The sequence below is a fragment of the Polaromonas sp. Polasp52 genome, assembly GCF_059491565.1.
Map to the genome: position 1 here is coordinate 1,407,045 of NZ_CP168513.1, position 26,367 is coordinate 1,433,411.

At 65.2% G+C, this 26,367-nt stretch carries 16 protein-coding genes; all 16 read right to left on the reverse strand.

All coding sequences use genetic code 11. From position 1 onward, the window contains the following. Positions 1-30: 30 nt before the first annotated feature. Positions 31-7,956 carry an Ig-like domain-containing protein gene (locus ACEN9P_RS06620; RefSeq protein WP_495621450.1) on the reverse strand — a complete coding sequence of 2,642 codons (7,926 nt, stop codon included), beginning with the start codon at positions 7,954-7,956 and terminating at the stop codon, positions 31-33. A 41-nt stretch (positions 7,957-7,997) separates the two neighbouring features. Beyond that, a complete protein-coding gene (locus tag ACEN9P_RS06625; RefSeq protein ID WP_495621451.1) occupies positions 7,998-9,170 on the reverse strand; it encodes a beta-barrel domain-containing protein in 1,173 nt (390 codons plus the stop codon). Next, positions 9,167-11,341, reverse strand: coding sequence for an ATP-binding cassette domain-containing protein (locus tag ACEN9P_RS06630; protein ID WP_495621452.1), 2,175 nt, complete (start codon positions 11,339-11,341; stop codon positions 9,167-9,169). The genes ACEN9P_RS06625 and ACEN9P_RS06630 overlap by 4 nt, the downstream gene beginning before the upstream one ends. Next, positions 11,338-12,705, reverse strand: a complete 1,368-nt coding sequence (locus ACEN9P_RS06635) for a TolC family protein (protein ID WP_495621453.1) — start codon at positions 12,703-12,705, stop codon at positions 11,338-11,340. Before ACEN9P_RS06635 ends, ACEN9P_RS06630 begins: the two co-directional genes overlap by 4 nt. 19 nt (positions 12,706-12,724) lie before the next feature. Then, positions 12,725-13,081: a hypothetical protein gene (locus ACEN9P_RS06640; protein WP_495621454.1), complete on the reverse strand. Its 357-nt coding sequence runs from the start codon at positions 13,079-13,081 to the stop codon at positions 12,725-12,727. Between the two features lie 67 nt (positions 13,082-13,148). Continuing rightward, entirely contained in the window at positions 13,149-14,579 is a 1,431-nt protein-coding gene (locus tag ACEN9P_RS06645; RefSeq protein WP_495621455.1) for an HlyD family type I secretion periplasmic adaptor subunit, read from the reverse strand. 2 nt (positions 14,580-14,581) lie between these two features. Further along, positions 14,582-16,768, reverse strand: coding sequence for a type I secretion system permease/ATPase (locus ACEN9P_RS06650; protein ID WP_477701126.1), 2,187 nt, complete (start codon positions 16,766-16,768; stop codon positions 14,582-14,584). Positions 16,769-17,032: 264 nt separating this feature from the next. Beyond that, positions 17,033-17,812: a Crp/Fnr family transcriptional regulator gene (locus ACEN9P_RS06655; protein WP_477660966.1), complete on the reverse strand. Its 780-nt coding sequence runs from the start codon at positions 17,810-17,812 to the stop codon at positions 17,033-17,035. Positions 17,813-17,882: 70 nt separating this feature from the next. After that, complete coding sequence (locus ACEN9P_RS06660; RefSeq protein ID WP_477660965.1) at positions 17,883-18,305, reverse strand: hypothetical protein; 423 nt, start codon at positions 18,303-18,305, stop codon at positions 17,883-17,885. Positions 18,306-18,630: 325 nt separating this feature from the next. Continuing rightward, positions 18,631-19,731 (reverse strand): NAD(P)/FAD-dependent oxidoreductase, encoded by a 1,101-nt coding sequence (locus ACEN9P_RS06665; protein WP_477660964.1) that lies wholly within the window; start codon positions 19,729-19,731, stop codon positions 18,631-18,633. Then, positions 19,728-20,663 carry a 4-hydroxyproline epimerase gene (locus ACEN9P_RS06670; RefSeq protein ID WP_477660963.1) on the reverse strand — a complete coding sequence of 312 codons (936 nt, stop codon included), beginning with the start codon at positions 20,661-20,663 and terminating at the stop codon, positions 19,728-19,730. Before ACEN9P_RS06670 ends, ACEN9P_RS06665 begins: the two co-directional genes overlap by 4 nt. 324 nt (positions 20,664-20,987) lie before the next feature. Further along, complete coding sequence (locus ACEN9P_RS06675) at positions 20,988-21,488, reverse strand: hypothetical protein (protein WP_477660962.1); 501 nt, start codon at positions 21,486-21,488, stop codon at positions 20,988-20,990. A gap of 410 nt (positions 21,489-21,898) precedes the next feature. Then, on the reverse strand, positions 21,899-23,128 hold the full coding sequence (locus tag ACEN9P_RS06680; RefSeq protein WP_495621456.1) for an ABC transporter substrate-binding protein: 1,230 nt from the start codon (positions 23,126-23,128) through the stop codon (positions 21,899-21,901). 41 nt (positions 23,129-23,169) lie between these two features. Next, positions 23,170-25,113, reverse strand: a complete 1,944-nt coding sequence (locus ACEN9P_RS06685) for a hypothetical protein (RefSeq protein WP_495621457.1) — start codon at positions 25,111-25,113, stop codon at positions 23,170-23,172. Positions 25,114-25,411: 298 nt separating this feature from the next. Next, positions 25,412-25,690: a YrhB domain-containing protein gene (locus tag ACEN9P_RS06690; RefSeq protein WP_495621458.1), complete on the reverse strand. Its 279-nt coding sequence runs from the start codon at positions 25,688-25,690 to the stop codon at positions 25,412-25,414. Between the two features lie 16 nt (positions 25,691-25,706). Next, positions 25,707-26,249, reverse strand: a complete 543-nt coding sequence (locus ACEN9P_RS06695) for an Imm42 family immunity protein (protein WP_495621459.1) — start codon at positions 26,247-26,249, stop codon at positions 25,707-25,709. Positions 26,250-26,367: the final 118 nt, after the last annotated feature.

Sequence of the window (26,367 nt, forward strand, 5' to 3'; positions counted from 1 at the left end):
ATTGCTTGGGTTTCTCTGGCTGCCGGGGTCTTAGCCCTGGATAACGGGATCGGCCGTCCAGCTAAGCCCGCTCCGCATACCTGGGAGGTCGGCATAGATCGTGTTGGAGGCATTGCCTTCGATGGTCATCATGACGATGTTGGCCGCGCTGCCGGCCTGGCCTGTCTGCGTTCCGAAATACACCAGGTTTTGGCCAACACCGGTCACACCGCTTGTCGACTGGCCATCGGCCACGCTGGTGTAGTTGATGTCGTAAACCGCGGTGGCGGTATTGAACTGGCTGTCGATATAAATCAGGTCATCGCCGCCAAAGTTGTTGACGCCTATATTGGTGTCATGGGTCAGCACGCCATCGAAGCCTATGCCGGCACCGCCGTGGAGGTCCTCATAGTTTTTAAGCACAAGTGCGTACTGGCCGCTGCTGAGTGAACCTGTCAGGAGCGTCATGGAGCCGGTGTTGTTGCCAATGCCTTCCACGTCGAGGTACTGGTAGCTGTTGGCCAGTGCGCCAGCGGCATCCATCTTCTGCGACAGCACGGCCGGGGTGATGCTGTTGACGGCGACGCCAGGGGTGACGGTGCTGAAGTCCATGGCCGTCGTGCTGCTGACCGCGATGCTGCCCTGCCCGCTGGTCAAGCCATGGAAGGCACCGGCGTCTACGGTGATGTAATAGTTGTTGGACAGGTCCAGGTCATAGGTCGGATTCAGGGTGATCTTGTTGCCCGAAATCGTGACCTGGCTGGCATCCTTGACGTCAATGTCAAAGGTGTGAACGGTGCTTTCACCGCGGTGGCCGGTGCCGCCGGTGTTCACGATATGGATGAACTTGGTGCCTACCGCAATACCCGCGAGGTCCACGTTCTCGCTGGCTGTCAGCACGATATTGGAGCGCACGTCGAAGTTGCCGACCGCCGTGCTCTCGAATGCACTGGTGATGGCGGGTGCCTCAGCCACATCGGTCAGGTTCACGACAATGGCCTGGGTGGTCGCATTGCCGGCCGCGTCGGTGACCTGCACATTGATGTTGTAGACGCGGTTGGCACCGGCATCGTCGGGTGCCTCGAAGTCCTTGGGGGCGTTAAAGGTCAGCACACCGCCGCTGGTCAGCGAGAACTTGCTGGCGTCCGCGCCGGTCAGCGTGGTGCTCCAGGTGACGGCGCTGGCGTCCGTGGCGGCCAGGGTAGCCACGGCCGTTCCGTTCTCGGCCGCGTTGAAGGTGGTGGTGTTGACCGTGGGCGCCGTGGTATCGACCATATAGAGGGCGTTGTCGGCGACCAGCGTGTGGGTCAGCGTGGCATTGTTGCCGGCGGCGTCCCGGATGGTTCCGCTGTTAAGCGCCAGGCTGTTGGCCGCCACTGCGATACCGTTGGCATCCGTCTGCGCGGCCAGTATGGTGTAGGTGAAAGTCAGTGCCGTGCTGCCGCTACCGCTCGCATAGTTGGCTTGCACCGTGGTGCCGCCTATGTTGAGCGCCAGCTGCGGCGTGCCGGTCACGGTTACCGCCTCATTGAAGGTGACCGTGGCCGTCACGACGTCGCCCGCATTGAGCGTGTTGTTCTGGGCACCCGTGGCGCTGGTCAGCGCCACGCTGGCTACCGTGGGCACCGCAGTGTCGACCATATAGAGGGCGTTGTCGGCGACCAGCGTGTGGGTCAGCGTGGCATTGTTGCCGGCGGCGTCCCGGATGGTTCCGCTGTTAAGCGCCAGGCTGTTGGCCGCCACTGCGATACCGTTGGCATCCGTCTGCGCGGCCAGTATGGTGTAGGTGAAAGTCAGCGCCGTGCTGCCGCTACCGCTCGCATAGTTGGCCTGCACCGTGGTGCCGCCTATGTTGAGTGCCAGCTGCGGTGTGCCGGTCACGGTTACCGCCTCATTGAAGGTGACCGTGGCCGTCACGGTGTCGCCCGCATTGAGCGTGTTGTTCTGGGCACCCGTGGCGCTGGTCAGCGCCACGCTGGCTACCGTGGGCACCGTGGTGTCGACCATATAGAGGGCGTTGTCGGCGACCAGCGTGTGGGTCAGCGTGGCATTGTTGCCGGCGGCGTCCCGGATGGTTCCGCTGTTAAGCGCCAGGCTGTTGGCCGCCACTGCGATGCCGTTGGCATCCGTCTGCGCGGCCAGGATGGTGTAGGTGAAGGTCAGCGCCGTAGTGCCTGAACCCGCCGCATAGTTGGCCTGCACCGTGGTGCCGCCTATGTTGAGCGCCAGTTGCGGTGTGCCGGTCACGGTTACCGCCTCATTGAAGGTGACCGTGGCCGTCACGGTATCACCGGCGTTCAGGGTGTTGTTCTGGGCGCCCGTGGCGCTGGTCAGCGCCACGCTGGCTACTGTGGGCACCGCGGTGTCGACCATAAAGAGGGCGTTGTCGGCGACCAGCGTGTGGGTCAGCGTGGCGTTGTTGCCTGCCGCGTCACTGATGGTTCCGCTGTTAAGCGCCAGGCTGTTGGCCGCGATGGCGATACCGTTGGCGTCGGTCTGCGCGGCCAGGATGGTGTAGGTGAAGGTCAATGCCGTGGTGCCTGAGCCTGCCGCATAGTTGGCTTGCACCGTGGTGCCGCCTATGTTGAGCGCCAGCTGCGGCGTGCCGGTCACGGTTACCGCCTCATTGAAGGTGACCGTGGCCGTCACGACGTCGCCCGCATTGAGCGTGTTGTTCTGGGCACCCGTGGCGCTGGTCAGCGCCACGCTGGCTACTGTGGGCACCGCGGTGTCGACCATAAAGAGGGCGTTGTCGGCGACCAACGCATGCGTAAGGGTGGCGTTGTTGCCTGCCGCATCACTGATGGTTCCGCTGTTAAGCGCCAGGCTGTTGGCCGCGATGGCGATACCATTGGCGTCGGTCTGCGCGGCCAGGATGGTGTAGGTGAAGGTCAATGCCGTGCTGCCTGAGCCTGCCGCATAGTTGGCTTGCACCGTGGTGCCGCCTATGTTGAGCGCCAGCTGCGGCGTGCCGGTCACGGTTACCGCCTCATTGAAGGTGACCGTGGCCGTCACGGTGTCGCCCGCATTGAGCGTGTTGTTCTGGGCGCCCGTGGCGCTGGTCAGCGCCACGCTGGCCACCGTGGGCACCGCGGTGTCGACCATATAGAGGGCGTTGTCGGCGACCAGCGTGTGGGTCAGCGTGGCATTGTTGCCGGCGGCGTCCCGGATGGTTCCGCTGTTAAGCGCCAGGCTGTTGGCCGCCACTGCGATACCGTTGGCATCCGTCTGCGCGGCCAGGATGGTGTAGGTGAAGGTCAATGCCGTGCTGCCTGAGCCTGCCGCATAGTTGGCTTGCACCGTGGTGCCGCCTATGTTGAGCGCCAGCTGCGGCGTGCCGGTCACGGTTACCGCCTCATTGAAGGTGACCGTGGCCGTCACGGTATCACCGGCGTTCAAGGTGTTGTTCTGGGCGCCCGTGGCGCTGGTCAGCGCCACGCTGGCCACCGTGGGCACCGCGGTGTCGACCATATAGAGGGCGTTGTCGGCGACCAGCGTGTGGGTCAGCGTGGCATTGTTGCCGGCGGCGTCCCGGATGGTTCCGCTGTTAAGCGCCAGGCTGTTGGCCGCCACTGCGATACCGTTGGCATCCGTCTGCGCGGCCAGGATGGTGTAGGTGAAAGTCAGCGCCGTGCTGCCGCTACCGCTCGCATAGTTGGCTTGCACCGTGGTGCCGCCTATGTTGAGCGCCAGCTGCGGCGTGCCGGTCACGGTTACCGCCTCATTGAAGGTGACCGTGGCCGTCACGACGTCGCCCGCATTGAGCGTGTTGTTCTGGGCGCCCGTGGCGCTGGTCAGCGCCACGCTGGCCACCGTGGGCACCGTGGTGTCAACCATAAGGCCGGCGTTGTCAGTGACGGCGGCATGTGTCAGCACGGCATCGTTGCCGGTCGCATCCTTGATGGTGCCGCTGTTGAGCCCCAGGCTGTTGACCGCCACGGCAACGCCGTTGGCGTCGGTCTGCCCTGCCTGGATGATGTAGCTGAAGGTCAGCGCCGTGCTGCCTGAGCCTGCCGCATAGTTGGCTTGCACCGTGGTGCCGCCTATGTTAAGCGCCAGCTGTGGCGTGCCGGTCACCGTCACCGCTTCGCTGAAGGTGACCGTGGCCGTCACGGTGTCGCCGGCATTCAGGGTGCTGTTCTGCGCGCCGGAGGCGGTCAGCACCACGCTGGCCACCGAGGGCACCGTGGTGTCCACAGTAATGTTGCGCGAGGCCGTCGCGCTCACGTTGCCGGCCGCATCGGTTGCCGTCGCGTTGAGCGTCTCGGGTCCATCGCCCATGGCGGTGATGTCCGCGCCCACCAGGGTGTAGGTCCAGTTGCCCGAGCCATCCGCTGTCACCGTGCGCACATTGCCGCCCAGGGTGAGCGCCACGCTCGCGTTGGCTTCGGCCGTGCCGGTGATGGCACTGGCGGTTTCCGCACCGTCTATCGTGTCGTTACCTGCCACGATATTGATTACCGGCAATGCAGGGGCCGTGGTATCGACCATATAGATGGCGTTGTCGGCGACCAGCGCGTGCGTGAGGGTGGCGTCGTTGCCGGCCGCATCACTGATGGTGCCGCTGTTAAGCGCCAGGCTGTTGACCGCCACGCTGATACCGTTGGTGTCGGTCTGCCCTGCCTGGATGGTGTAGGTGAAGGTCAGCGCCGTGGTGCCTGAGCCCGCCGCATAGCTGGCCTGCACCGTGGTGCCGCCAATGTTAAGCGCCAGCTGTGGCGTGCCGGTCACGGTCACCGCCTCGCTGAAGTTGACGGTAGCCGTCACGACGTCGCCGGCGTTCAAGGTGTTGTTCTGGGCGCCGGAGGCGCCGGTCAGCGCCACGCTGGCGACCGCGGGCATCGTGGCATCGACCATAAAGCTGGCGTTGTCGGCGACGGCGGTGTGTGTGAGCGTGGCGTTGTTGCCGGCCGCATCACGGATGGTGCCGCTGTTCAGCGCCAGGCTGTTGGCCGCCACGCTGATGCCGTTGGCGTCGGTCTGCGCGGCCAGGATGGTGTAGGTGAAGGTCAGCGCCGCTGTGCCCGAGCCTGCCGCATAGTTGGCCTGCACCGTGGTGCCGCCTATGTTGAGCGCCAGCTGCGGCGTTCCGGTCACGGTCACGGCCTCGCTGAAGTTGACGGTAGCCGTCACGATGTCACCGGCGTTCAAGGTGTTGTTCTGCGCGCCGGAGGCGGTCAACACCACGCCGGCCACCGCGGGCACTGTGGTGTCCACATGAATGTCGCGTGTCGCCGCCGTGCTCACATTGCCGGCTGCGTCGGTCTGGGTGACCAGGAGGGTCTCTGCGCCCTCGCCCATGCCGGTGATGTCGGCGGCCGTCAGCGTATAGCTCCAGGTCGTGCCGGTCACGGTGGCCGCGCGCGTGTTGCCGCCCAGGCTCAGCGCCACCGTAGCACCGGATTCATTGGAGCCGGTGATGATGGCCGCCTGCTCGCTGGCGTTGATGATGTCGTCCGTGGCAACCGCATTGATGGAGGCCGCGGCCGGCGCAGTGGCGTCAATGGTCACGCCCAGGCCGCCGGAGGCCGTGCTGACATTGCCGGCCGCGTCGGTGGCTTTGGCGGTGATGGTGTGCCCGCTCTCGCTGAGCGTGCTGCTGGTGATGGAGTAGGTGCCGCCCGCCGTGGCAATAGCGGTGCCCAGTACCGTGCTGCCGTCGGTGTCATACAGCGTCACCGTGGCACCGGCCTCGGCGGTGCCGGTGAAGGTCGGCGTGGTGCTGCTGGTTTTGTCGTCGCTGCTGGAACTGCCGCTGTCGTCGCCTGTCGCCATATCCGGCGTGCTGGGCGCGGCCGGCGCCGTGGTGTCGACCATGTAGCTGGCGTTGTCGGCGACCAGCGCGTGTGTGAGGATGGCATTGTTGCCGGCCACATCCCGGATGCTGCCGCCGTTCAGCGCCAGGCCGTTGGCCGCCAGGGCGATTCCGTTGGCGTCCGTCTGCCCTGCCTGGATGGTGTAGCTGAAGGTCAGCGCCGTGGTGCCCGAGCCTGCCGCATAGTTGGCCTGCACCGTGGTGCCGCCAATGTTGAGGGCCAGCTGCGGCGTACCGATCACCGTCACCGCCTCGCTGAAGGTGATGGTGGCCGTCACGGTGTCACCCGCGTTCAGGGTGCTGTTCTGGATCAAGGTGGCGCTGGTCAGCGCCACGCTGGCCACCGTGGGCACCGTGGTGTCCAGCACATAGGCCTGGGAAAACACAGTCCCATGGTTGCCCGCGAGGTCGCTGACGCGCACTTTCAGGGTGTCGCTGGCGGCGAGTGTGGCGGCCAAAGTCCAGGCATTGCCTCCCACCGGGGCGCTGGCCGTGGCCCAGGTTGCGCCGTTGTCCAGGGAAACTTCCACGAGTTCACCGGCCACCATGTTGGCGCTCAGCGTGCCGGAGATGTTCTGCGCGGCTGTGGCGGTGACGAAGTCGCTGTTGGAGCTGCCGATGTCGTTCGAGAAGCTGGCCGAAGCGATGGTGGCCGTGGGGGCCGCTGTGTCATAGGCCTGGGCAGCCGCGGACTTGACGATGGTGGTCGTCAAGGTGGACTGGTAGGTAATGCCTCCCGTCCCTGAATTGACGCTCACGCCTATGTCCGCGCCCTGGGCATTGCTGGTGGGGGTCACTTCCAGGGTGTACTGGGTTGCGCTGGTCGCGGTGAAGGTGCCCTTGGTGCCATTGGTCACCGTGATGTCGGCCGCGTCGAATCCGCTGACGGCCTCGCTGAAAGTGAAGGTGTAGGTGACCGGCCCTGCGGCGATGCCTGAAACCGCGGCAATGCTGTCGGTGATGGTCAGCGTGGGCGTCAGGGCCAGGGTCGCGTTCGCGGCGTTGGGGCCGGCCTCGAAACTGGCCGCGCCTTCGTTAAGCAGGGTGAGCAGGGTGGAAGCCTTGAGCGTGGAATTGCTGACGTTCAAGGCGTTCAGCAGGGCGGTGAAGGTGGCGCTCATGCTGCCGTTGGCCTGGTCCAGGCCGGAAAGCTTGGCCAGCACCCGCGCGTAGACTTCGGCGGCGCTGAGGCCGTTGGCCTCGTTGTAGTCGGCGCTCAGCACGGTGGTGACGGGGCCCAGGATGTCGCTCACGCCGACATCGGTACCGACGGAGGCATTGGTCGCGGCCACGGTTGCGGCGGAGGCGGTGGCGGCATTGGTGGTGATACCCATTTTTTGCACGGCCACTTCGGTAACGGGCGTGACGGAGATACTTTGGCTGCCACCCGTGGCGACAAAGGCGGCACGCAACACGGTGCTGCCCAGGTTTGCCGCCCCATTGCTGGCTTCGTCGCGGAAGTCGGCGGCGCTGCCGTTGGCATCGGCGATGGTGATCAGCAAAGCCTGGCCGGCGTAGGTACTGGCCAGATTGACGGTGACCTTGCCGGTGGCGTCGGTAACGCCCGAGGCCACCAGGTTGCCTTGTGCGTCGTAGATTTTGTAGTTGAGGGACGCCGTCACCGGGCCGGCCACCGCGCCAATACTGACGGCAAAGGTGCTTGGGGCAGCCACTGCGGCAGCGGCGGCAGCGGCGGTGCCGCCGCCGCCACCAACGGCCGCCAGGCCCAGCCCCGCGCCGGCGACGGGAAGCCAGGACAGGCCGCTGCCTGAAGCGGCGGTCGTGGAGCCGCCGGCCGTTTCGGCTGCAGGCTGCGCAGGCGCAGCAGGCTCGCTGGTGTTGGCGGCGGCAACTTCATATGCGCTATCAAGCGCAGACTCGGCGCTGGGCTCACCCTCGGATTCGCCCAGGTGCTTCTTGCGCAAGAGCTTGTCGGCAGCCTGGCGGGCCTGGCTGGAGGCCGCCTCCTGTTCCATCTGGATCGCGGCGGCGGCCATGGGCGGCTTGGCGGCTATCGCGGGCTTGGAGGCAATGGGTGCTTTGTCGGCGGCAGCCTGGACAGGAATCGGCTGCGCTGCGGCGACGACCACCGGTAATTCTGCATGCGCCGGAACTGCACGGATGACGTTGGAGGTATCGGCTTGGTGGGGCAGCTGGTTCATTGCAAATCTCCTGGATTAAAAAGAAAAGAAAATCGGAAAACTCAACGCTCGGAAAAGGCTTCGGAAAAAGTTTTGGTGATGGGCTTGGTGAGGTAACGGAAAATGGAGTGGCTCACACCGCGGATGTCTATGCTGGCCGTCATACCGGGCTGGATCTCGATCGGCTTGTGTCCGGCGGCGTGACGCTGCTGCACCGGGTCAAGCTGCACCTGCACGCGGTAATAGATGTTTTCACCCGCGCGCGTGTCTTCCGTGAGGGCGTCGGCGCTGACGTACTTCACGGTGCCCGACAGCACGCCGTAGATGGAATAATCGTAGGCGTCGAGCTTGACGGCCGCGGGCTGGCCCACACGGATGCTGGCGATGTCGGCGGGTTTGAATTTGCCTTCGACCACAAGGTCGCTGCCGGCGGGCGTGAGCTCCATGACCACATCACCGGCCTTGACGCGGGAGCCCAGGGTGGTGAAGCGGATGTTGCGCACGGTGGCGTCGGCGGGCGCGCGGATTTCGGTACGCTCAAAGGTCGTGATCCGGTCGGCCAGCACCTGCTCCTGCGTGGCCAGGTCTTCCTCGGCCTTGGTCATCTCGGCCTGCGCGTCCTGGAAATATTTGTTGCGCCGGTTGGTGATCTGGCCTTCGAGCTCAGCGACCTGCTTTTGCAGGCGGATGATTTCGACGCGGGAGATGTCGCCGCTCTTGAGAAGCGGCTCGCTGATGGAAAGCTCATCGCGTGTGGACGCCAGCATGGACTGCAGCGCGGCGGCCTCCTGGTTGACGGCACGCTGGCGGCGTTGAAACAGCTCCGTCTGGTTGCTGACGAAAGCCGGGAACTGCTGAACCTCGGGAGGAAACACCAATGGCCGGCCCAGGACTTCGGCATGCAGGCGTACCAGCGCGGCCTTGAGCGCGGCGACCTTGGCACGGCTGTCGCTGAGCGAAGCCTGTCCCTGCTCGCGTTCAAGCATGACAAGAACTTCGCCTTTCTTGACACGGCTGCCTTCACGCACCAGGAATTTTTCAATGACACCGTCGTTGGCGGCCTGTACCAGCTGGGTGCGCGAACTGGCAATCACCTGGCCGGTGCTGCGCGCGATCTGCTCGACGTCGAACCACAGGCTCCACCCTACAAAACACCCGATGATGAGGATGAGCAAGGCGATGATGCGTTGTGCCGAGCGCAAGGCCGGCGGTGTGGAGGACAGGGATTTCTTCATGCGACGGCCTCCAGGGGGGCGCCGGGACGCGCGGCGGATGCCGGGCGGGACCGGGCGGCAAGCTGCTGCAGCACTTGCGCCTTGGGTCCGTCCAGCACGACACCGGTGGGCGACAGGATGACCAGCCGGTCCACCAGCTGCAGCAAAGCGGGTTTGTGCGTGACCAGGATCAGCGTCTGGTCGACCTGCACGCTGGCGCGCAACGCGGCGATGGTGCGATTTTCGAGAGGCTCGTCCATGGACGCCGTGGGTTCGTCGAGCAGCCACACGTCGGGCGCGGCCAGCACCATCCGCGTCAGGGCGATCAGCTGCTTTTGGCCGCCCGATACGCCAGTGCCGCCCTCGGCGATGGGCATGTCCAGGCCCTTGGGGTGCGCGGCAATAACCTGCCTCAGGCCGGTGAGCTCACAGGCGGCGAGCAGGTTCTGCTCGGTTTTTCCGACGACGCCGGTCGTGAGGTTGTCGCGCAAGGTGCCGGCGAACAGGCGCACGTCCTGGGGAAGATAGCCCAGGCGGTCGCTCAGGTGGGCGCGCGAGATGTGTTGCATGTCGATGCCGTCCAGCGAAACACGGCCTTTGGAGGGCATGTACATCCCGGACAGCAGCTTGAGCAGGGTGCTTTTTCCGCTGCCGACCGGGCCAAGCAGGCCGACTTTTTCGCCGGCGGTGATGTGCAGGTTTTCCACCTGCAGTACCGTGGCGTGGCCGCGGTAACCGAACTCGAGTTTCTGCACCGCCACCTCGCCGCGCAGGCGGTCGATGACCAGCGGGCGCTCGACGGCATGGTTGTCCTGCTCAAGCGTGAAGATATGCGAGAGGCTGCGCATCGCCGATTTGGCGTTGGCCCACTGGACCATGAGGCCGGGCAGCATGCCGGCCGGCGTGAGGACGCGGCCGGAGATGATGGAGCAGGCGATGATGCCGCCAGCCGTGAGCGAGGTGGAGGTGGAGGCGACGTAAGCGCCTGTGGCAACCAGCAGCACGTAGCTGATCTGCTGCAGGAAACCGGCGTAATAGCTGGCCGATTCGCCCAGGTGCCGCAGGCGCATGTCTTCGTCGACGTTGGTGCGGGTCAGGCCGTTCCAGCGCGCCAGGAATTGCCAGCCGGCGCCGCTGGCCTTGATGGATTCGGCGCCCTCCACCGCCTCGACCAGCAGGCCCAGCTTGCGGTTGGCGGCGGCCTGGCCGGAGAGCGCGTGGCGCTCCATGCCGCTGCGAAAGAGGAAACCGACCCCCAGCGCAACGATGAAGAACGCGACCGGAACCGCCGCGACCAAGGGTCCTCCCAAGAGGTAGATGACCGCCAGGAAGATCAGCGCGAACGGCGTGTCGACCAGCAGGTAGAGCGTGACCGACGAGGCGAAGGAACGGATCATTTCGTAGCTGCGCAACTGGGCCGACAAGGTGCCGACGCTGGCGGGGAACTGGTCCATGCGCACACGCAGCAGGCGCTCGAAGATGTTGTGCGAGAGGTCAAGGTCCATGGACCGGATCGAATGCTCGGTGATGGCGGCGCGCGCGAACTTGGCGATCAGCTCGAGCAGGATGCCGACGGCGATACCGGCCGTCAGTGCGTAGAGGGTGGACAGGCCTTGCGTGGGGATCACGCGGTCGTAGACCTGCATGCTGTAGAGGGAGGTCAGCAAGCCGAACAGGTTGATCACGATCGAAGCAATGGCCGCATGGACAAAGTAGCGCCGGTTGTCGCGCAGCGCGCCGCGGAACAGCTCGCCCGCCGTCCGGTAGAAGCTGAGGCTTTCGGCCTGGGTTGCGTGGATCTCGGTATAAAGCGCGCCCTGGGGCAGCACGGTGACGTGCCTGCGGCCGGAGGCGTCTTCCAGCAGCCAGCCTCCGGCCGGTGTGTGCTGGTGCAGGATGAAGGCGCCGGCCTCGGGGTGAATGGCCGCGGCGGGCAGCTTGGCCGCCGCGTGGCCTTCAACCCAGGATTGCGAGCGCACGCCCATGAAGCGGAATGCGTGGTCGACACAGTCCCGCAGGCCATCCCGGGTGACACTCTTTTCCGGTAAGGCCGCCAGCCGGCCTTCGAGTTCGGCCATCATGTGGGACTGCATGGGCCGCAAGTCCTTGACGATGTCGGGCAGGCGGCGGGCCAGCCACAGCACGCTGAGCGTGACGGAGGACGGCGCGTTCTGGGCGGGGGGATTGTTCACGGAAGCTCGCTTTCTGGAGACCACATGGGTATGCCAAGGAGCAGGCCCAGGCGGTAATAGGCGCCGACACTGCCGGCGCGGGCCTCGGCCTCGGCCTGCTCGGCCTGGGAGATCTCGCGCACGGAATTGAGCAGGTCAATCCAGCTGCGGCGGCCGCTGACAAAAAGGCGCCGGTTGGAGGCCAGCACCTCGGCGGCGCCTTCGCTGCTGCGCTGCAATTCGGGCAGGCGCCGCAGTGCGGACTCCAGGTCGCGCCATTCGGACTCGACACGCTCGCCGACATCGCGGCGGCCGGCCTCCGCCGTGCGTTGGGTCGCCGACAGGTGCCGCTCAGCGGCTTCGATCTGGGAGGCCAGCGACAGGCCCGAACCCGGTGCGTACTGCATGGACACATAGACCCGGTTGCCGGCCGCGGCGGAACCCAGGAATTCGCCGACCTGGCGCTCCAGCCGCAAGGAGACGGTGGGCCACATGGCGGCACGCGTGCGGTCGATTTCGACGGCGGCCAGCCGTGCGTCGATTTCGGCAAGGCGCAGGTGGGGGTTGTCCTCCATCGCGCGCTCGAGCAGGCGCGCGAGCATGGGAGGACGCGGCGGGGAGGCGGGCAGCTCGAGCTCGCCGGGCTGCAGGGGCCGGCCAATCGCACTGCCCAGCTGTGCCAGGGCGGAGTGCTCGAGCGCGCGGAAGGCCTCGAGGTCGGCCTGGGCCTGCGCGAGCCGTGTCCGCACCATATTGACGTCAGCCGTGGCGGACACCTCCGCCTGGCTGCGCCGTTCGATCATGCGCAGCAATTCGCGCAACGTCGCGACGTTGCGCTCCTGGGCGATGCGGCGGCCGGCGTTCAGCAGGTAGGACTGGGCGGTGGTGGCCACGCGCGTCGCCAACGTGATCTGCGTGTCTGAAATGGCCTCGCGGGCGCGCAACTCGCGCAGTTCGGACAGGCGCAGGTCGGCGGTCAGCCTGCCGCCTGTCCAGAGCGGCTGGGTCAGGCGAAAAACGGTGGCGCTGCGCCCGTGCAGCGAATCGGTCTGCACGCCGGGAGCGGGCCAGAACTGCATGCGCGCGGCTTCGATCATGCTTTGCGCGGACTGCTGGTCGAACCGCGCGCTGGCGATGGTGGGGTGGGTCTCGACGGCCATCTGCAGCAGCTGCCGCAGGCCCAGGCTCGTACTGGCTTGGGGACCAGGGGCCGCCTGGCCGGCCTGGGCGTGCAGCGCACTGCAGGTCACGCATTGCGCTGTCAGGGCAAGCCGCACGCCGGCAAACTCACCCGAGGCGGATGCCGAGGCCCCGTTTTCGCTTTGTGCCTGTGCAGCGCCGCAGGGGCCTAAAAACAGCAGCGCGAGAACGATCAATGCTTTCATGGGGACGCGGTGCCGCTGGTTAACGGCTTGGCACGGGACGCGCACGGCGTGAACCCTGCCCGGCGCGGCCGTGTTGGCGAGGGACGTTGAAGGCCTTGGCGGGCGCGGCACGCACCAGTTCACGAGCCGCAATCTCTTTGCTTCCGTGCGCGGTTGCAAGACAGGAATGAATGAGTCTGGCCATGAAAAAACGTGTAGTGTTGAAGACCGCTGGAGCGAAGGAAAGAGCTGGTTTCAGCTTATCGATATCTGTTACGCGGTTTTTTAGAGATAGTCTTTCTGCGGACAATGTTTGTCGGGTTCCACTTTTCATTTGAAACAGAAGCCCGCGGGCGAGGTAGGGCCGGGGCAGCGCATCCTGGCGCGCAACGGTCATTGCCGGCCCCCTGACTGGCGGGCCGTCGACCGGCTACCTGATACATCAACAGGGCCGGGCGGCCCGGCTAGCGCTCGCGCAAGCCTTCCTGCGCGGCCTGCACCAACGGGCTGAGGAAGAATGAGATCACCCGGCGCTGCCCGGTCTTGATCTCGACATGGGCCACCATGCCAAAGCCCAGCGGCACGTCGGCGCCGTCGACGGCGATGCGGGTGCGCGCCAGCTGCACGCGCACGGCATAGAGCAGGCCGCGCTTCTCGTCGGCAATGGCATCGCGCGAGACGTCAAGCACCACGCCGGGTATGGCGCCGTAGGTGGTGTAGGGAAAGGTTTCGAGCTTGACGGCGACTTCCTGGCCGGCGCGCACAAAACCGATGTCCTTGTTTTCCAGCATGGCCTCCACTTCGAGCGGATGTTCCCCGGGCACGATGACCATCAACTGCTGTGCCGGTGTGACGACGCCACCCACGGTATGCAACGCCAGTTGCTGCACGCTGCCGGCCACCGGCGCAACCAGCCGGGTCAGGCTGCCGCGCCCCTGGGCCTTGCTCAGTTCCTGCTCCAGCGCGGCCGCACGCTGCTGGCCTTCCTTGAGGCTGTCGAGGGTTGCGCGGCGGATCTCCGCCTTGAAAGCCTCGCTTTGGCGGCGGCTCTCGGCGACGGAGGCCTGCAGCTGCTGAACGCGCTCGCGCTGCACCGACAACTCGCCTGACTGCTCAAGATAGGCCTGCTGGCGCTCCAGAAAAGTGTGCTGTGCCACATAGCCGTCCCCGGCCAGCTTGTCCAGGTCGGAGGCACGCTGCCGCATCATGGGCAAAGTGGCTTGCAGTTTGGCCACCTGTTCCCGGCTGGCGCGCAGCTCGGCCTGGCGGGTGGTGATTTCCGCCTCGCTGCGCGCGAGCTTGGCAAGGTACTCGCCGTACTGCCCGTCGAGCATGCGCGCCGCTTCGCGGTGCTGCTCAGCCGAGACCTGGGACAGCTGCGGCAGAACCGGGGCCTTTGCGCGGGCCATTGCATCCAGCAGGGCGCCCGCGCGCGCGGCCTGCAGCAGGGCGGCTTCAAGTTCGGCGCGTGAGCGCTCGATGTCGGCAGCCTCGGTGGTGGCGTCGAGTTCCACCAGCAGGTCGCCGGCCTTGACGGCTTGCCCGTCTCTCACATGGATGGCCTTGACCACCGCCGCGCCCAGCGGCTGCACCACCTTGGTATAGCCGCTGGGAACAATTTTGCCGCTGGCAACCGCGACGATATCGATCTTTCCAAACACGCTCCAGGTGACGGCGATGAGGGCGAACACGATAAGCAGCCACATGAAGACGCGGGGCGCGGCAGGCACGGGCGTCTCCTGCACCGCGAGCACGGCGGGCAAAAATTGTGCCTCGGCGGCCTTGTAGCCGCGCGTGTCGGTGTGCCGGCGGCTGTCCCAGGCCAGGGTGAAGACGGCCTTGTAGCGCTCCAGCAGTTCGCGCATCGCGCCCAGGCGTTGTTTGAAGCTGTCCATCGTCATGCTCCCTGCATCGCATACAGGTGCGCGTACTGCCCGCCCGGCAGGCCCAGCAGTTCCTCGTGTGTGCCCTGCTCGACAATCTGGCCCTTGTCGACAACCACGATGCGGTTCGCATCCCTGACCGTGGAGAGCCGGTGCGCGATGATGAGGACCGTGCGCCCGGCGCAGATGGACTTCATGTTGTCCTTGAGGATGCGCTCGGACTCGTAGTCCAGCGCGCTCGTGGCCTCATCGAATATCAGGATGCGCGGATTGCCGATCAGCGCGCGCGCGATGGCGATGCGCTGGCGCTGGCCGCCCGACAGGGTGGCGCCGTGTTCACCCACCAGGGTGTCATAGGCCTCGGGAAGTTCGATGATGAATTCATGGGCGCCGGCCAGCTTGGCGGCGGCGATGACCGCCTCCAGCGGCATTGCGGTATTGACCAGCGCGATGTTGTCGCGGATGCTGCGGTTGAACAGCATGTTCTCCTGCAGCACCACGCCGAGCTGGCGCCGCACCGTGGTGGCGTCGGTGGTGGCAAGGTCGACGCCGTCTATCAGCACGCGTCCCTGGTCGGGGATGTACATGCGCTGCACCAGCTTGGTCAGCGTGCTCTTGCCGGAGCCGGACCGGCCCACGATGCCGATGACCTCACCCGCGGCGACCTCAAAACTGATGCCGCGCAAGACCTGCGGTGCGTCGGGCCGGTAGCGGAAGTTCACCGCGTCAAACTCGATGCGGCCCTCGATCTGGGGCATGGCGCTCTTGTTGCCGGCGATCTCGGGCCGGGTGTTCAGGATGTCGCCCAGGCGCTGCATGGAAATGCCGACCTGCTGGAACTCCGTCCACAGCTGCGCCAGGCGGATCACGGGGGCCGCGACGTAGCCGGCGAGCATATTGAAGGCGATCAGCTGCCCCACGGACAACTTGCCTTCGACCACCAATTGAGCGCCCAGCCAGATGGTGGCCACGGTGACCAGCTTGCTGACCAGCGAGACGCCGTTGTTGGCCAGGGTGCCCAGCGTGGTGGTGCGAAAGCCGGCGGCGACATAGGCGGCAAGCTGGTTGTCCCACTTCTGCGCCCATTGCGGTTGCACCGCCATCGACTTGACGGTGTCTATGCCGCCTATGGTTTCGACCAGGAAAGCCTGGTTTTCGGCGCCGCGGTTGAATTTTTCGTTGAGCCGCGCGCGCAGGACCGGCGTGAACAGCACCGAGAGCAGCGCATAGCAGGGCAGCGACACCACCACGATCAGCGTCAGCCAGACGCTGTAATAAAGCATCACCGCGAGGAAGACCACGGAAAACAGCAGGTCAAGCACCACGGTGATGGCGTTGCCGGTCAGGAAGGAACGTATGGTCTCCAGTTCGCGGATGCGGGCCACCGAATCGCCCACGCGCCGCGCCGTGAAGTAGGCCATGGGAAGGCCCAGCAGGTGGCGAAACAGCCGCGCGCCCAGTTCCACGTCGATACGGCTGGAGGTGTGGGCAAAGACGTAGCTGCGCAGGCCGGTGAGCACCACGTCGAACACCGAGATGACCAGCAGGCCTATGCAGACGACGTGCAGCGTGGTGAGGCCGTTGTGCACCAGCACCTTGTCCATCACGACCTGGAAGAACAGCGGCGTGACCAGCATGAAGAACTGGAGCACGAGGGATACCAGCAATACCTCGACCAGGGGCCGGCGGTACTTGACGACTGCGGGGATGAACCAGCTGAAGTCGAACCTGGCCATGTCGCCCGCCAGCGACGCGCGCGAGGTGATCTGGATCAGCTCACCCGACCAGCGCTCATGAAACGCCGCCAGCTCCAGCACCTGCGGGCCCGATACACCCGGCTCCTGGACCAGGGCCTTGTCCTGGTCAACCCGCGCGAGGATAAAAAACCCGCCGTCCGTGCCGAGGGCAATGGCCGGCAGCGCCGCCAGCGCCAGCCGCGCGCGCGACGGCCGTCTGCGCGCGGCCACCAGTCCCAGGCTTTTGGCGGCATTGAGGATGTCGATGACATCCATGGCCTGGCCGTCACGGCTGAATTCGTGCCGCAGCTTTTCAGGGTCCGCGGCAACCGCGTGGAACTGCGAGAGCATCACAAGGCAGGCGAGCCCGCTGTCCGGCACCGCGTCGGGCGCCGGCTGTGCTGCCGAGGATTGGGCGCGCGAATTGCCCCGCGGCAAGACCGGCACCACTGTATTCATGACCATCCGCTACTCCCTCCCCCTTACGCCGCCTCTTCCATGCAGGTCCGCGGCGGCAAACGCCCCGGTGTACCCGCATGCAGCACTTCTGCCTTACGAGCGTGCCGTGTGTTGTCTACGGCAAGCCGATAAGGCGCTTTTATGCGGCACCACTTTGGCAGTACACGACATGGGGATCGAGCATAGGTTTGCGGACGGGGCGCAGCGAAGGACTTTGTCTTTGTGCAGACAATGTGTGGGCGATTTATCTGGACACCGCCCCGGCCGGCGTCAAGGCAGCGCGGCGTCCTGCATCAGCACGATGAGTTCTTCCAGCGTGGGCTTGGTGATATTCATGCGGGCTTGCCGGTGTTTGCGGGAAAAGCGCAGCCAGGTTTCCAGCGAGCGCAATTCCAGCATGCCGTAGTTCACGCGCAACCAGCCGGCCGCAACGAGGTGATGCACGGCCTCCGAGAAAACACTGCGCGACACCCCGCAGACGGACGCGATGACGGTTTGTTTGACGGGAATCTCCACGGACGTGCCTTCGAGCCCGTGCGTGGGCGGCCGCGATGAGTTGTAGTAGAGCGCCTCGGCGAACAGCGCCAGGCCCATGACCACCCGCAGCGGCGGGCTGCCCTGCTTCATGAGCACGATCATTTCCGAATGCTGCCGGCTGCGCCAGGCCATCAGCAGGGCGATGTAGCGGGAAAATTCCGGCTCATCCTGGAATGCCGCCAGCGCGTCGGTGGCCGGCACACACACCGCGCGGACGGGGGCCAGGCACACATAGTCCAGGCATGAGGGATAACGATTGAGCAAGGGCTCTTCGCCAAACCAGGTGCGCGGGCCGTAGATGTTGACCTGGATGCAGCCGCCCTCTTGCAGGGGCACGCTGGCGCCCACCAGGCCGGAGACGATGTAGGTCCAGGCGGCCACCTGGCCGCCCTTGGGCCAGATGACGTCGCCGGCATCGAAGGCCGTCATCTTCACGCGGGACAGCATTTGCAGCGCCGAGCGCTCGCCGATTCCCAAACCCGTCAGCAACTGATAAATGTATGCGCCAGACATCCCTATCCCCTTAACATCGGAAAGCACTGGCAAGCACTTCCGTTTTTTTTGATTTCACACGGAACGCGGATCAGGACAAAGCCTTGACCGGCATGAAAGGCATGGGCGTCGTGTCGACCCACACACCTGGCCGGTACGGGGAGTTGCGGTCTTTTTGCGGCAGTGCCGTCGGCCGGCCGGGCATGAAGCGCAGCAGATCATTCAACGCGGCTGCATCAGGCAGCACCGGCAAGGAAAGCACGGAATCCCGCCGCCCCGTGAGCACAATGGTCTCGGCGCCGCATCCGTCGACCAGGGACTTCAGTTGCCTCCAGTCCAGGCGTGCCGCGTTGATGAGCGTCACGTCGGGGCAGGACCGGCCGTTGGAGCCATCGGCCCGCCACTCGGCCCAATGCACGGCTTTGCCTTTGTCGCGCCCCATCTGCGCCCTGAATGACTGCAGCACCGCGTCATCCTCCGCCAGGAACTGGCTGAGTTCGATAAAGTACATCATGATGGTTGTCCCCTTGAATGGCTGAGCAGGTTCATGTCCTGCCATCGATGGGCATCGATGGCGGTCGCCGGGAAGCGATGAACCAAGCATAGGCCGCTCAAGAGCAATTGGGCGCAACATTGTCCGCACGAAGGCAATCTCGGTGCTTTTTTGAAAATTGGCATGCGGCCCAAGGCATCGCCGGTGCCGCGGAGCAGACACGCGACGGCGCGATCCAGGGGCTGGTGTCGCGGAACTGGCCGTCGACATGCCGGGTCGAGGCTCTGGCGAATGTGCGGCCATCACGACGATACGCGGCAGCTTGCGGGCCGGCTCGATGCCGCCATCATGCGGCCGCCGGAAAGCGCTGCATGCCGTAGGGCGCAGCCTCGAAGGGCAGCGCCCCGCCGGTGAGCTGCGCCGCCAGCAAGCGCGCCGTGGCCGGGGCCGTGGTCACGCCCAGGCCTTCATGGCCCACGGCCAGCCACAGGCCAGGCTGGCGCGGATGGCGGCCGATGATGGGCAGGCCATCCGGCGTGGCGGCGCGAAATCCCGTCCAGGTGCGCACGGTGTTGAGGCCAGCCAGCGCCGGCAGGTAGTCCAGCGCGCGGCGCAGCATGCGCGCGAGCATGGGCGCCTCCACCGCCGGGTCGGTGGTGTCGAACTGGCGCGAGGAGCCTATCAGCAGCTGGCCGGTCGGGCGCGGCTGCACATTGAAGGCCACCGACGCGCCGTCGCTGTGATGCGCGCTGCTGATGTAGCCGAGCTCGACCAGCTGGTGGTGCACCGTGCCGGGGTAGCGGTCGGTGATCGCGAGGTGGCCCTTCTTGGGACGTATCGGCAAGTCGGGACAAAGGCGGCTGGCCTCTATGCCCGCGGCCAGCAGCACGGCGCCGGCGCTGCGCCAGCTGCCGTCCGCCAGGCGCACGCGCGATCCCTCGATGGCGGCCACCTCAGCCTGCTCAAAAGCGATGGCGCGCGGCGCCTGCGCAAGCAGCCAGCGCGCAACATTGGGCGCATACACCACGCTGTCGCCGCTGACCTTGAGCGCCCCCGCCAGGCCCGGGCGCAGCACCGGCTCCGCCGCGGCCAGCGCTGCGGCACCCAGCAGTTCGCAGGCGACGCCATGGGCCTGCAGGCAGCGCCGCTTGTCTTCGGCGACCGCCATTTCGGCGTCATTGGCGGCCAGCCACAGCGTGCCGCAGGCGGCGAAGGCGCAATCGGCATTCATGCGCGGCGCCCAGTCATGCCAGATCTTCAGCGATTCATGGCTGAGCGTCAGCTCCGCCGGGTTGTCGTCCATCACCACCAGGTGGCCCATGCCGGCCTGCGTGGCGCCGCCCAGGCCGGCGTCCAGCACCAGCACGTCGAGCCCCGCGCGCGCGAGTTCATGCGCGCAGGCCGCGCCCACGATGCCGGCGCCTATCACGATCACGTCGGCATTCACAGGCGTATGCCCCAGGCGAAGGGATCGCCCTCCTCGATCAGCAAGGTCGCCTCGGCGCTCATGTGGGCGCGCCCGCGCAAGGTCGGGATGACCTGGCCTTCCTCCACGGCATAGCTGGCCTCGAAGCGGCTGCCGATGATGCTCGCCTGGTGCCAGACCTCGCCGGGCGCAAGCTTGCCGTCGGCGGCCAGGCAGGCGATCTTGGCGCTGGTGCCGGTGCCGCAAGGCGAGCGGTCGTAGGCCTTGCCGGGGCACAGCACGAAGTTGCGGCTGTCCGCGCCACCGTCGTCGTCCGCGAAGAGCTCGATATGGTCTATCTCCGCGCCGCCGGCGCCGGTGATGCCCTGGGCGGCCAGTGCCTCACGCAGCGACACGCTATACGCGGTCAGGGCCTCCAGCTTGTCGCTGGCCACGCGCTGGCCGTGCTCGCTCGCCAGGAAAAACCAGTTGCCGCCCCAGGCCACGTCGCCGCGTACCGTGCCGTAACCCGGCACCTCGACGGCCACCTGGTGCAGGTGCCGCCAGGCGGGCACATTGCGCACGCTCACCGAACCGTCGCCGTGCAGCGTGGCCGTGACGGTGCCGACCGGGGTCTCGATGCGGTGTTCGCCGGGCCTGACCAAACCCATATAGGCCAGCGAGGCCACCAGCCCTATGGTGCCGTGCCCGCACATGCCCAGGTAGCCGGTGTTGTTGAAAAAGATCACGCCCGCGGCGCTGGCCGGGTCCACCGGCTTGCACAGCAAGGCGCCCACCACCACGTCGCTGCCGCGCGGCTCCAGCACGGCGGCGGCCCGCCAGTCGTCGTGCTCCCGCGCCAGCAGCGCGCGGCGCTCGGCCATGCTGCCATGGCCCAGATCGGGAAAACCATCAATCACCAGGCGCGTCGGTTCGCCGCCGGTGTGGGAGTCGATTATTTTGATTCGCTTCATGGTGCAAGTCTGAGGGTGGGTTCGGTGGTGAGCTTACTTCTTCAGCCGGGCAAAGCACCGGCACCGCAAGCCGTGGCGGACGCCTGGCGCCGGGTGGATGACGGCCCGGCAAGACCCCGGGCGCGGGAAGGAATCAAGGATGATTCCTAAAACAAAGGAATTAAATTTTGTTGCATTTAAATATATTAAAGAGATATTTAAATTGACTTTACAGGGTATCAAGCAGCTTGCCAAGCCGCCTTTTTTGCGCTTGGAAGGTGAATTTGCGGAATCGCCGGAATGTCCGGCGGTGGGGGCGGACCTGGGCGCGGCCGCGCCCTGGCCTCAGAGCCCCGCGATGCTCGGCTCCGCGGGAGCGTCCACCCTGTCGATCCTGCGCCGGACCGGTTTGGAGAAAACGCAGGCGCCCAGGATATGCAGAAGGTCTTCCTGCACAAAGGACGTGCCCAGGTACATCGGGCTGACGCCGCAGAGATGGCGATGGAAGTGCTCGATGAGCGCGCGCCGGCAAGTGACGGGTATGACGGTGACGGCGCGAGACGCCGCCAGCTGCGCCAGGAAGGCCTTCATCGCCGGGCTGCGGTCGCCGCGCATATGCTGCTCGCGCAGGCGCACAAACACCACACAATGCCGGAAGGTCTCGAACATCCATGGCGCGCCCGTCAGCGGCGTGGCGTCTATGCGCGTGATCAGCCTCGAGGCGGACAACATTTGCAGGCGGCTTTGGAAATCCTCGACGGCGAGTTCGTGGAACTCCACCAGCAGCACGCGAACCCCCATGCCTTTGCGCAAGGTATTGAATTCAAAAGAGTCTCTGGCACTCATAAGCATCCCCTGCTTCCCGAGGCCTGGTGCGGATTTACTAAGAGGATCTGGGCGGCACCACCCGGTCAGCGTCGCCGCAGTGTCTGCGAGAACGCCGGGATGTACAGGGGACTTTGTCTGTGCACGGGCAATGCTTGCCGGAAAAAACAACTATTTATGTGCGCACTGCGGGCTTTCGGGGGCCGGGTGTCCGCAAGAATTTCCGCTGATCAACAACAAATGTCCGCAGAAACACATTGTCGGCTTTCCCATGCCGGCACGATTTTTACAATGGCCACGACGCTCCGGCGTTCCTTGTTCTCATCCCAGACAAGGCTGCTGTCAAGCAGTTCAAGCCCCCTGCAGTGACCTCTACTGCAGGGGCTTTTTTTTGGGCGCCTGAATGAACCAGCGGCCGAACAGCGGCCCGGCTAGGCCCTGTCCTTCCAGCGCTGCATTTCCCACGAGGGCAGGCCGCGCAAGTCGCCGACCCGGGCGCTCTGAAATTCCGCGAGCGCCGGTTTCGCGCCCAGCCTGTCATAGGCCAGCTTGACCACGGGTGCGGTCTTGACGAACACACTTTTGACCTGCGCCCAGTTGAGCGGCTCGGGAATGATCCTGGCGCCGGCAATCATTTTGGAGGTCGCGAGCAGGGACAGCGCGTCGCCTTCGGTCGACCAGGCCCAGCCGCGGCGAAACACCACCTCGTCGCGCACCACCTTGGCGCCCTCCGCCGGTGACAGGCCCCAATAGGACTTGACCAGCTGCGACACCACGCCGGGGTCCGACTCGCTGAGCACGGCCACGGCTTCCTGCTGCGCCAGCAGAAAGGCCAGCACCAGGTTGGGGTGCTTTTCCACCAGGCTGTTGTGCACGATGCGAAAAGACCGGTGCAGGTAGTAGCCGTCCGGATAAAAAGGCGAGTTCTTCACCGAGGGCAGCAGGATGCCCGCGCCCTTGCCTTCCGGCCCGTCGTAATGGCCCTCCGTGTAGCCGTAGGAATTCATGATGGCCACCGTGCCGGTCGCCTGCGCCTTCAGGAAGGCCGGGTAGACGGCCAGCGTGGCATCCATGCCGGCCGGCACCTGCGCCGCCTCGGGCAGGGTCGGCAGGTGCACCATGCGTATGCCGTGGGCGGCCGGGTCCGGGTTGCCCAGCTCATAACGCAGGATTTGCGTGAACGCGTTGTACGGGTCCGCGCCCATCAGCGTGCCCACCGTCTTGCCCTTGAGGTCCTGCACGTTGCGGATAGTCGAATCCTTGCGCGTGCACAGCAAAAAGCGCAGCCGCCCTTCCGCCACCGACACCAGGCTGAAAGGATGCTGCGCCACGATGGCGCGTATCGTCGGCGTGTTGCCCCACATCGCCATGTCGAGCTGGCCCGCGGCCAGGGCCTCCACCTGCGGCGCGGCCGCGGGGTAAGTCCGGTAGTCCATGGTCAGGTCGTAGCCGAACTCCGCCGCGTGCTTCTCAATCAGCCGCTTGCTGATCATGTGTTGCGTGACCGGCGAATTGCCCGCCGCCCACGGAACCCAGCCGTAGGACATGGTGAAGGGCCTGCTGGCCTGCGCGCGCGCCATACCGGCAAGCCCGAGCGAGGCGGCCAGGCCCGCGCCCCGGCGCAGCCAGCGCCTGCGTGTCAACATCGGTACGCTGTTCATGACAACCTCTCTTTCCGCCTGGTGAAGACCCGCCGTGAAGCCTAGGCCACCGCCGCCGGCTCGCTCGTCCGGACGTGTTTCGCATCGGCTTCGTGCACGATCCGCTCCACCAGTTCATACACCTCATGCAGCTCGCCGCGCGGGCCCAGCGGCACCGTGGCCGCCAGCCGGAAGCGGAAGTAACGCGCCGCCGCCAGCGCCACCGAGCGGCTGGCCGCGACGTTCAGCCCCAGCGCGTTCGCCTGCCGCGCCAGCGCGCGCGCATTGTCCAGCGGCGCGCCCACCGCGGTGAACGTCAGGTGGTCCCAGGTGCCGAAATTGCCCACCGTGGCGCCGCCGAAATCCAGGCCGAAGCACGGCGGCTTCACGGATGTGTTCAGCCCCTGGGCCAGCGCCTGCATCGCGTCCACCGCGCGCAGCGCCGCCTCGCAGGCATAACCCGCGGGGTTGGAGACATTCAGCGGCGTGTTCCACAGCGCCACCGCCGTGCAGCTTTCATACCGGTCCATCATGCCCTTGCCCTGCGCCACCTCCACCGCGAATATCTGCAAATAATGCTCGGCATGCGGCGACCAGCTCACCGCCGTCGCGTGCTGCTCGTCCAGCGCGGCGCACAGCACCGCCAGCTCGCGCTGCTCCACGCCGGCCTGCGGCGTCAGGCGGTTGGCAATGAAATGTTTCACCAGCGGCCGCGGCACATAACGCGAGAAACCCTGCAGCGCGATGCGCGCCATCGCCAGCGACTCCTGCAGGCGCCGCACTTCCGAAATATCGCTGTCCTGCGGAATGTCGCTGTCGAACTCAAACTCGCGGATGTGCTTGGCCGAACGCACCAGGTTCTTCAAAGGCGTCGCCAGCCGGTTGGCCATCCAGAACAGCATGGGCAGCAGCATCAGCAGCCCGGCCACGCCCACCCCCAGCAGCATCCAGCGCATGCGCCGCACCTGCGCCAGCAACAGGTTCTGGTCCGACACCAGCGCCACATAAGCCTTGTGGCTGAACACCCCCTCCATCGGCATCACCACCGCCGCGAAGCGCTGGCCCCCCGCGCCCTCGACCGAGTGGATGGGCATCTCCTGCGCCGCCCCCTGTTCCACCAGCTTGTGCAGCGAGCCGTACAGCGGATCGCTCAGGGAAGAAAGGCTGAGCGGCGTGCCTGAACCCAGCAGGCGGCGCAGCCTGTCCGCCTGCGACCATCCCCAGACACGGCCCTGCGCGTCGAACAAAATCAGCTCGGCATGGCTTTCCTCGCCGCGCGCATGCAAGAAATCCGACAGGCCGCCCACCGTGAACATCGCCGCCGCGACCCCGCCCCGCGCGCCGCTGAGCGGGCGCGACAGCGCCATACCGAACTCCTCCGGCACCTTCAGCACAAAGGGATCGGTCGCCTGGAAAGTGCCCAGGTTCAGGTCGCTCGCGCCCTGGTACCACGGGCGTTCGCGCGGGTCGTAGCGCTCGCCCCAGGGCCGCCGCTGGCTCGCGATCGCCGTCATCTGCTGGTCGTAAAACACCCATTCTTCGACACGCTTTTGCCGCTCGTCCACCCGGATGATCTGCTGCGCGTAACGCGCCTCCGGCAGCGACTTGGCCCAGGCCCGGTCGCGCGCGCTGCGCAGCACCATGTTTTGCACGAAGCTGCCGTCCGGGTAGCCGAACACCAGCGAGCCGATCTGCGGATAGCGCTGCTGCATGGACATCTGCATGCGCAGCACCGAAATGTCGTTGTCGCCCTCCAGCCCCGCATGCGGGTCGTTGGCGGTCGCCTCCAGCCAGGCACGCGCCGGCTCCTGGAAGCGCAGCAGCTGCTCCTGCGTGCGCCGGCCCAGCTGTTCGAGCTCGCGCTGCGCGCCGTCAAAAACGATGCGGCTGGCCGCCAGCTCCGCCAGCGCCATCAGCGCGACGACCAGCACCGTCACCAGCGCGGCATAGGTCCAGAACAGGTGGGCGCGAATCGACCTGGCGTGAAAGCTCGGTATCTTGATCACCGATGTCCCCCTGCGGTGCTTGTTTGCTTTGCAAGATACGCCTCGCTAATGGCTTTGACAAGGTGATTGATACTGGCTTTGGGGGTCGCGGCCCGGCTTGAACAGTTTGTGACGTTTGTCAGGTAGGTGAGGGGCTGGGGCGCCTCCTGCAAATAGAGGAGTCTCGTTCTTGTGAAGTGGCCCGTATGCCGCGTATATCGGCCTAAATGAGGTCCGCGCTTTGGGACACCTCATCATTGAATGAATCCAAACAGCGCTCCATCTGGAAGAGGCGCGCTAACTTAATGTCACAAATCCCCTAGGCCCCCTGCGTGCCAGGTCGGCGAGGCCCAACGTAGTCGCCGCTTCGACTCACAAATATCGGCCAATTTCCAACCAGGGAATCGCCAAAATTTCCATGCAGAACAAAGCTCGCAGACTGATACGGAAAGTACCACCCTTGATCATCTTCTCGGATCGGGGAGTCGAGCAGGACATACGGCACCCCCTCTGGCTCGGCAGATAGCCGTTCAAGGAAAGCGGTCGCCAAACGGCTAGCGGTCAAGAAGTCGATCTTCACGGTGTTCGTGTGTTGCATTGAGTTGAAGCTTGATTCACCCAGTCAGATTTCCGCTTGCTCGATTGTTTGCGTCGGAGTGCCGCAAAACGTATTCGTTCGCCTTTCTTGCAATTGCGAATGTAGATCCGATAACCATCGAAGTTGAAACAACAATTCCAGCATCGACAGAGCCGCCTAGTAACACCTCGCTTGAATCATCTCGATAAATGAATAGATGAAAGCCTCTGTCTGTCATGGCGTCTGGTGAAATCACATAATTCCAACAGTTCTGGACTGAAAGATTTGTTGCGTTAGATGGATATGTAAGCTCATATAGCTTGCTAAAAAGATCCTCTCGCTCTTTCCCAACAAGCCCGTCCGGTAGGGGGCATGGCTTCGACACATCAGCGACGCTAGCGTTAAGTCCACTGAGCAACTGTCTCGTCGCCACAGTCAGGGTATCCGTGTGCACATGCGACGGACTTAAGCGTTGCCTATCTAAATAGACACAGAACATCCCCTCTAAAAACCTATTGCTGCACCATTCGGGGACTATTTCAATTTGAATTGCTAGTTCACTTGGGTTGCCAAAAATCATCACCGTTTTCCTATCCTAATATCGCGATTCACTCCAGGTAGTTGCCGAATACTGTTTGGAATGTTGAATTTCGCCGAAGCCTGACTCAGCTTTTCCATCAAATTTTGACCCGTACTCA

What these genes read in the sequence shown, in the direction of transcription:
- ACEN9P_RS06655 (WP_477660966.1), bottom strand. Translation starts at nt 17,812, where the DNA reads ATGTCTGGCGCATACATTTATCAGTTGCTGACGGGTTTGGGAATCGGC.
- ACEN9P_RS06675 (WP_477660962.1), bottom strand. Translation starts at nt 21,488, where the DNA reads ATGAGTGCCAGAGACTCTTTTGAATTCAATACCTTGCGCAAAGGCATG.
- ACEN9P_RS06695 (WP_495621459.1), bottom strand. Translation starts at nt 26,249, where the DNA reads ATGATTTTTGGCAACCCAAGTGAACTAGCAATTCAAATTGAAATAGTC.
- ACEN9P_RS06690 (WP_495621458.1), bottom strand. Translation starts at nt 25,690, where the DNA reads ATGCAACACACGAACACCGTGAAGATCGACTTCTTGACCGCTAGCCGT.
- ACEN9P_RS06635 (WP_495621453.1), bottom strand. Translation starts at nt 12,705, where the DNA reads ATGAAAGCATTGATCGTTCTCGCGCTGCTGTTTTTAGGCCCCTGCGGC.
- ACEN9P_RS06650 (WP_477701126.1), bottom strand. Translation starts at nt 16,768, where the DNA reads ATGGTCATGAATACAGTGGTGCCGGTCTTGCCGCGGGGCAATTCGCGC.
- ACEN9P_RS06660 (WP_477660965.1), bottom strand. Translation starts at nt 18,305, where the DNA reads ATGATGTACTTTATCGAACTCAGCCAGTTCCTGGCGGAGGATGACGCG.
- ACEN9P_RS06640 (WP_495621454.1), bottom strand. Translation starts at nt 13,081, where the DNA reads ATGACCGTTGCGCGCCAGGATGCGCTGCCCCGGCCCTACCTCGCCCGC.
- ACEN9P_RS06645 (WP_495621455.1), bottom strand. Translation starts at nt 14,579, where the DNA reads ATGGACAGCTTCAAACAACGCCTGGGCGCGATGCGCGAACTGCTGGAG.
- ACEN9P_RS06625 (WP_495621451.1), bottom strand. Translation starts at nt 9,170, where the DNA reads ATGAAGAAATCCCTGTCCTCCACACCGCCGGCCTTGCGCTCGGCACAA.
- ACEN9P_RS06620 (WP_495621450.1), bottom strand. Translation starts at nt 7,956, where the DNA reads ATGAACCAGCTGCCCCACCAAGCCGATACCTCCAACGTCATCCGTGCA.
- ACEN9P_RS06670 (WP_477660963.1), bottom strand. Translation starts at nt 20,663, where the DNA reads ATGAAGCGAATCAAAATAATCGACTCCCACACCGGCGGCGAACCGACG.
- ACEN9P_RS06680 (WP_495621456.1), bottom strand. Translation starts at nt 23,128, where the DNA reads ATGAACAGCGTACCGATGTTGACACGCAGGCGCTGGCTGCGCCGGGGC.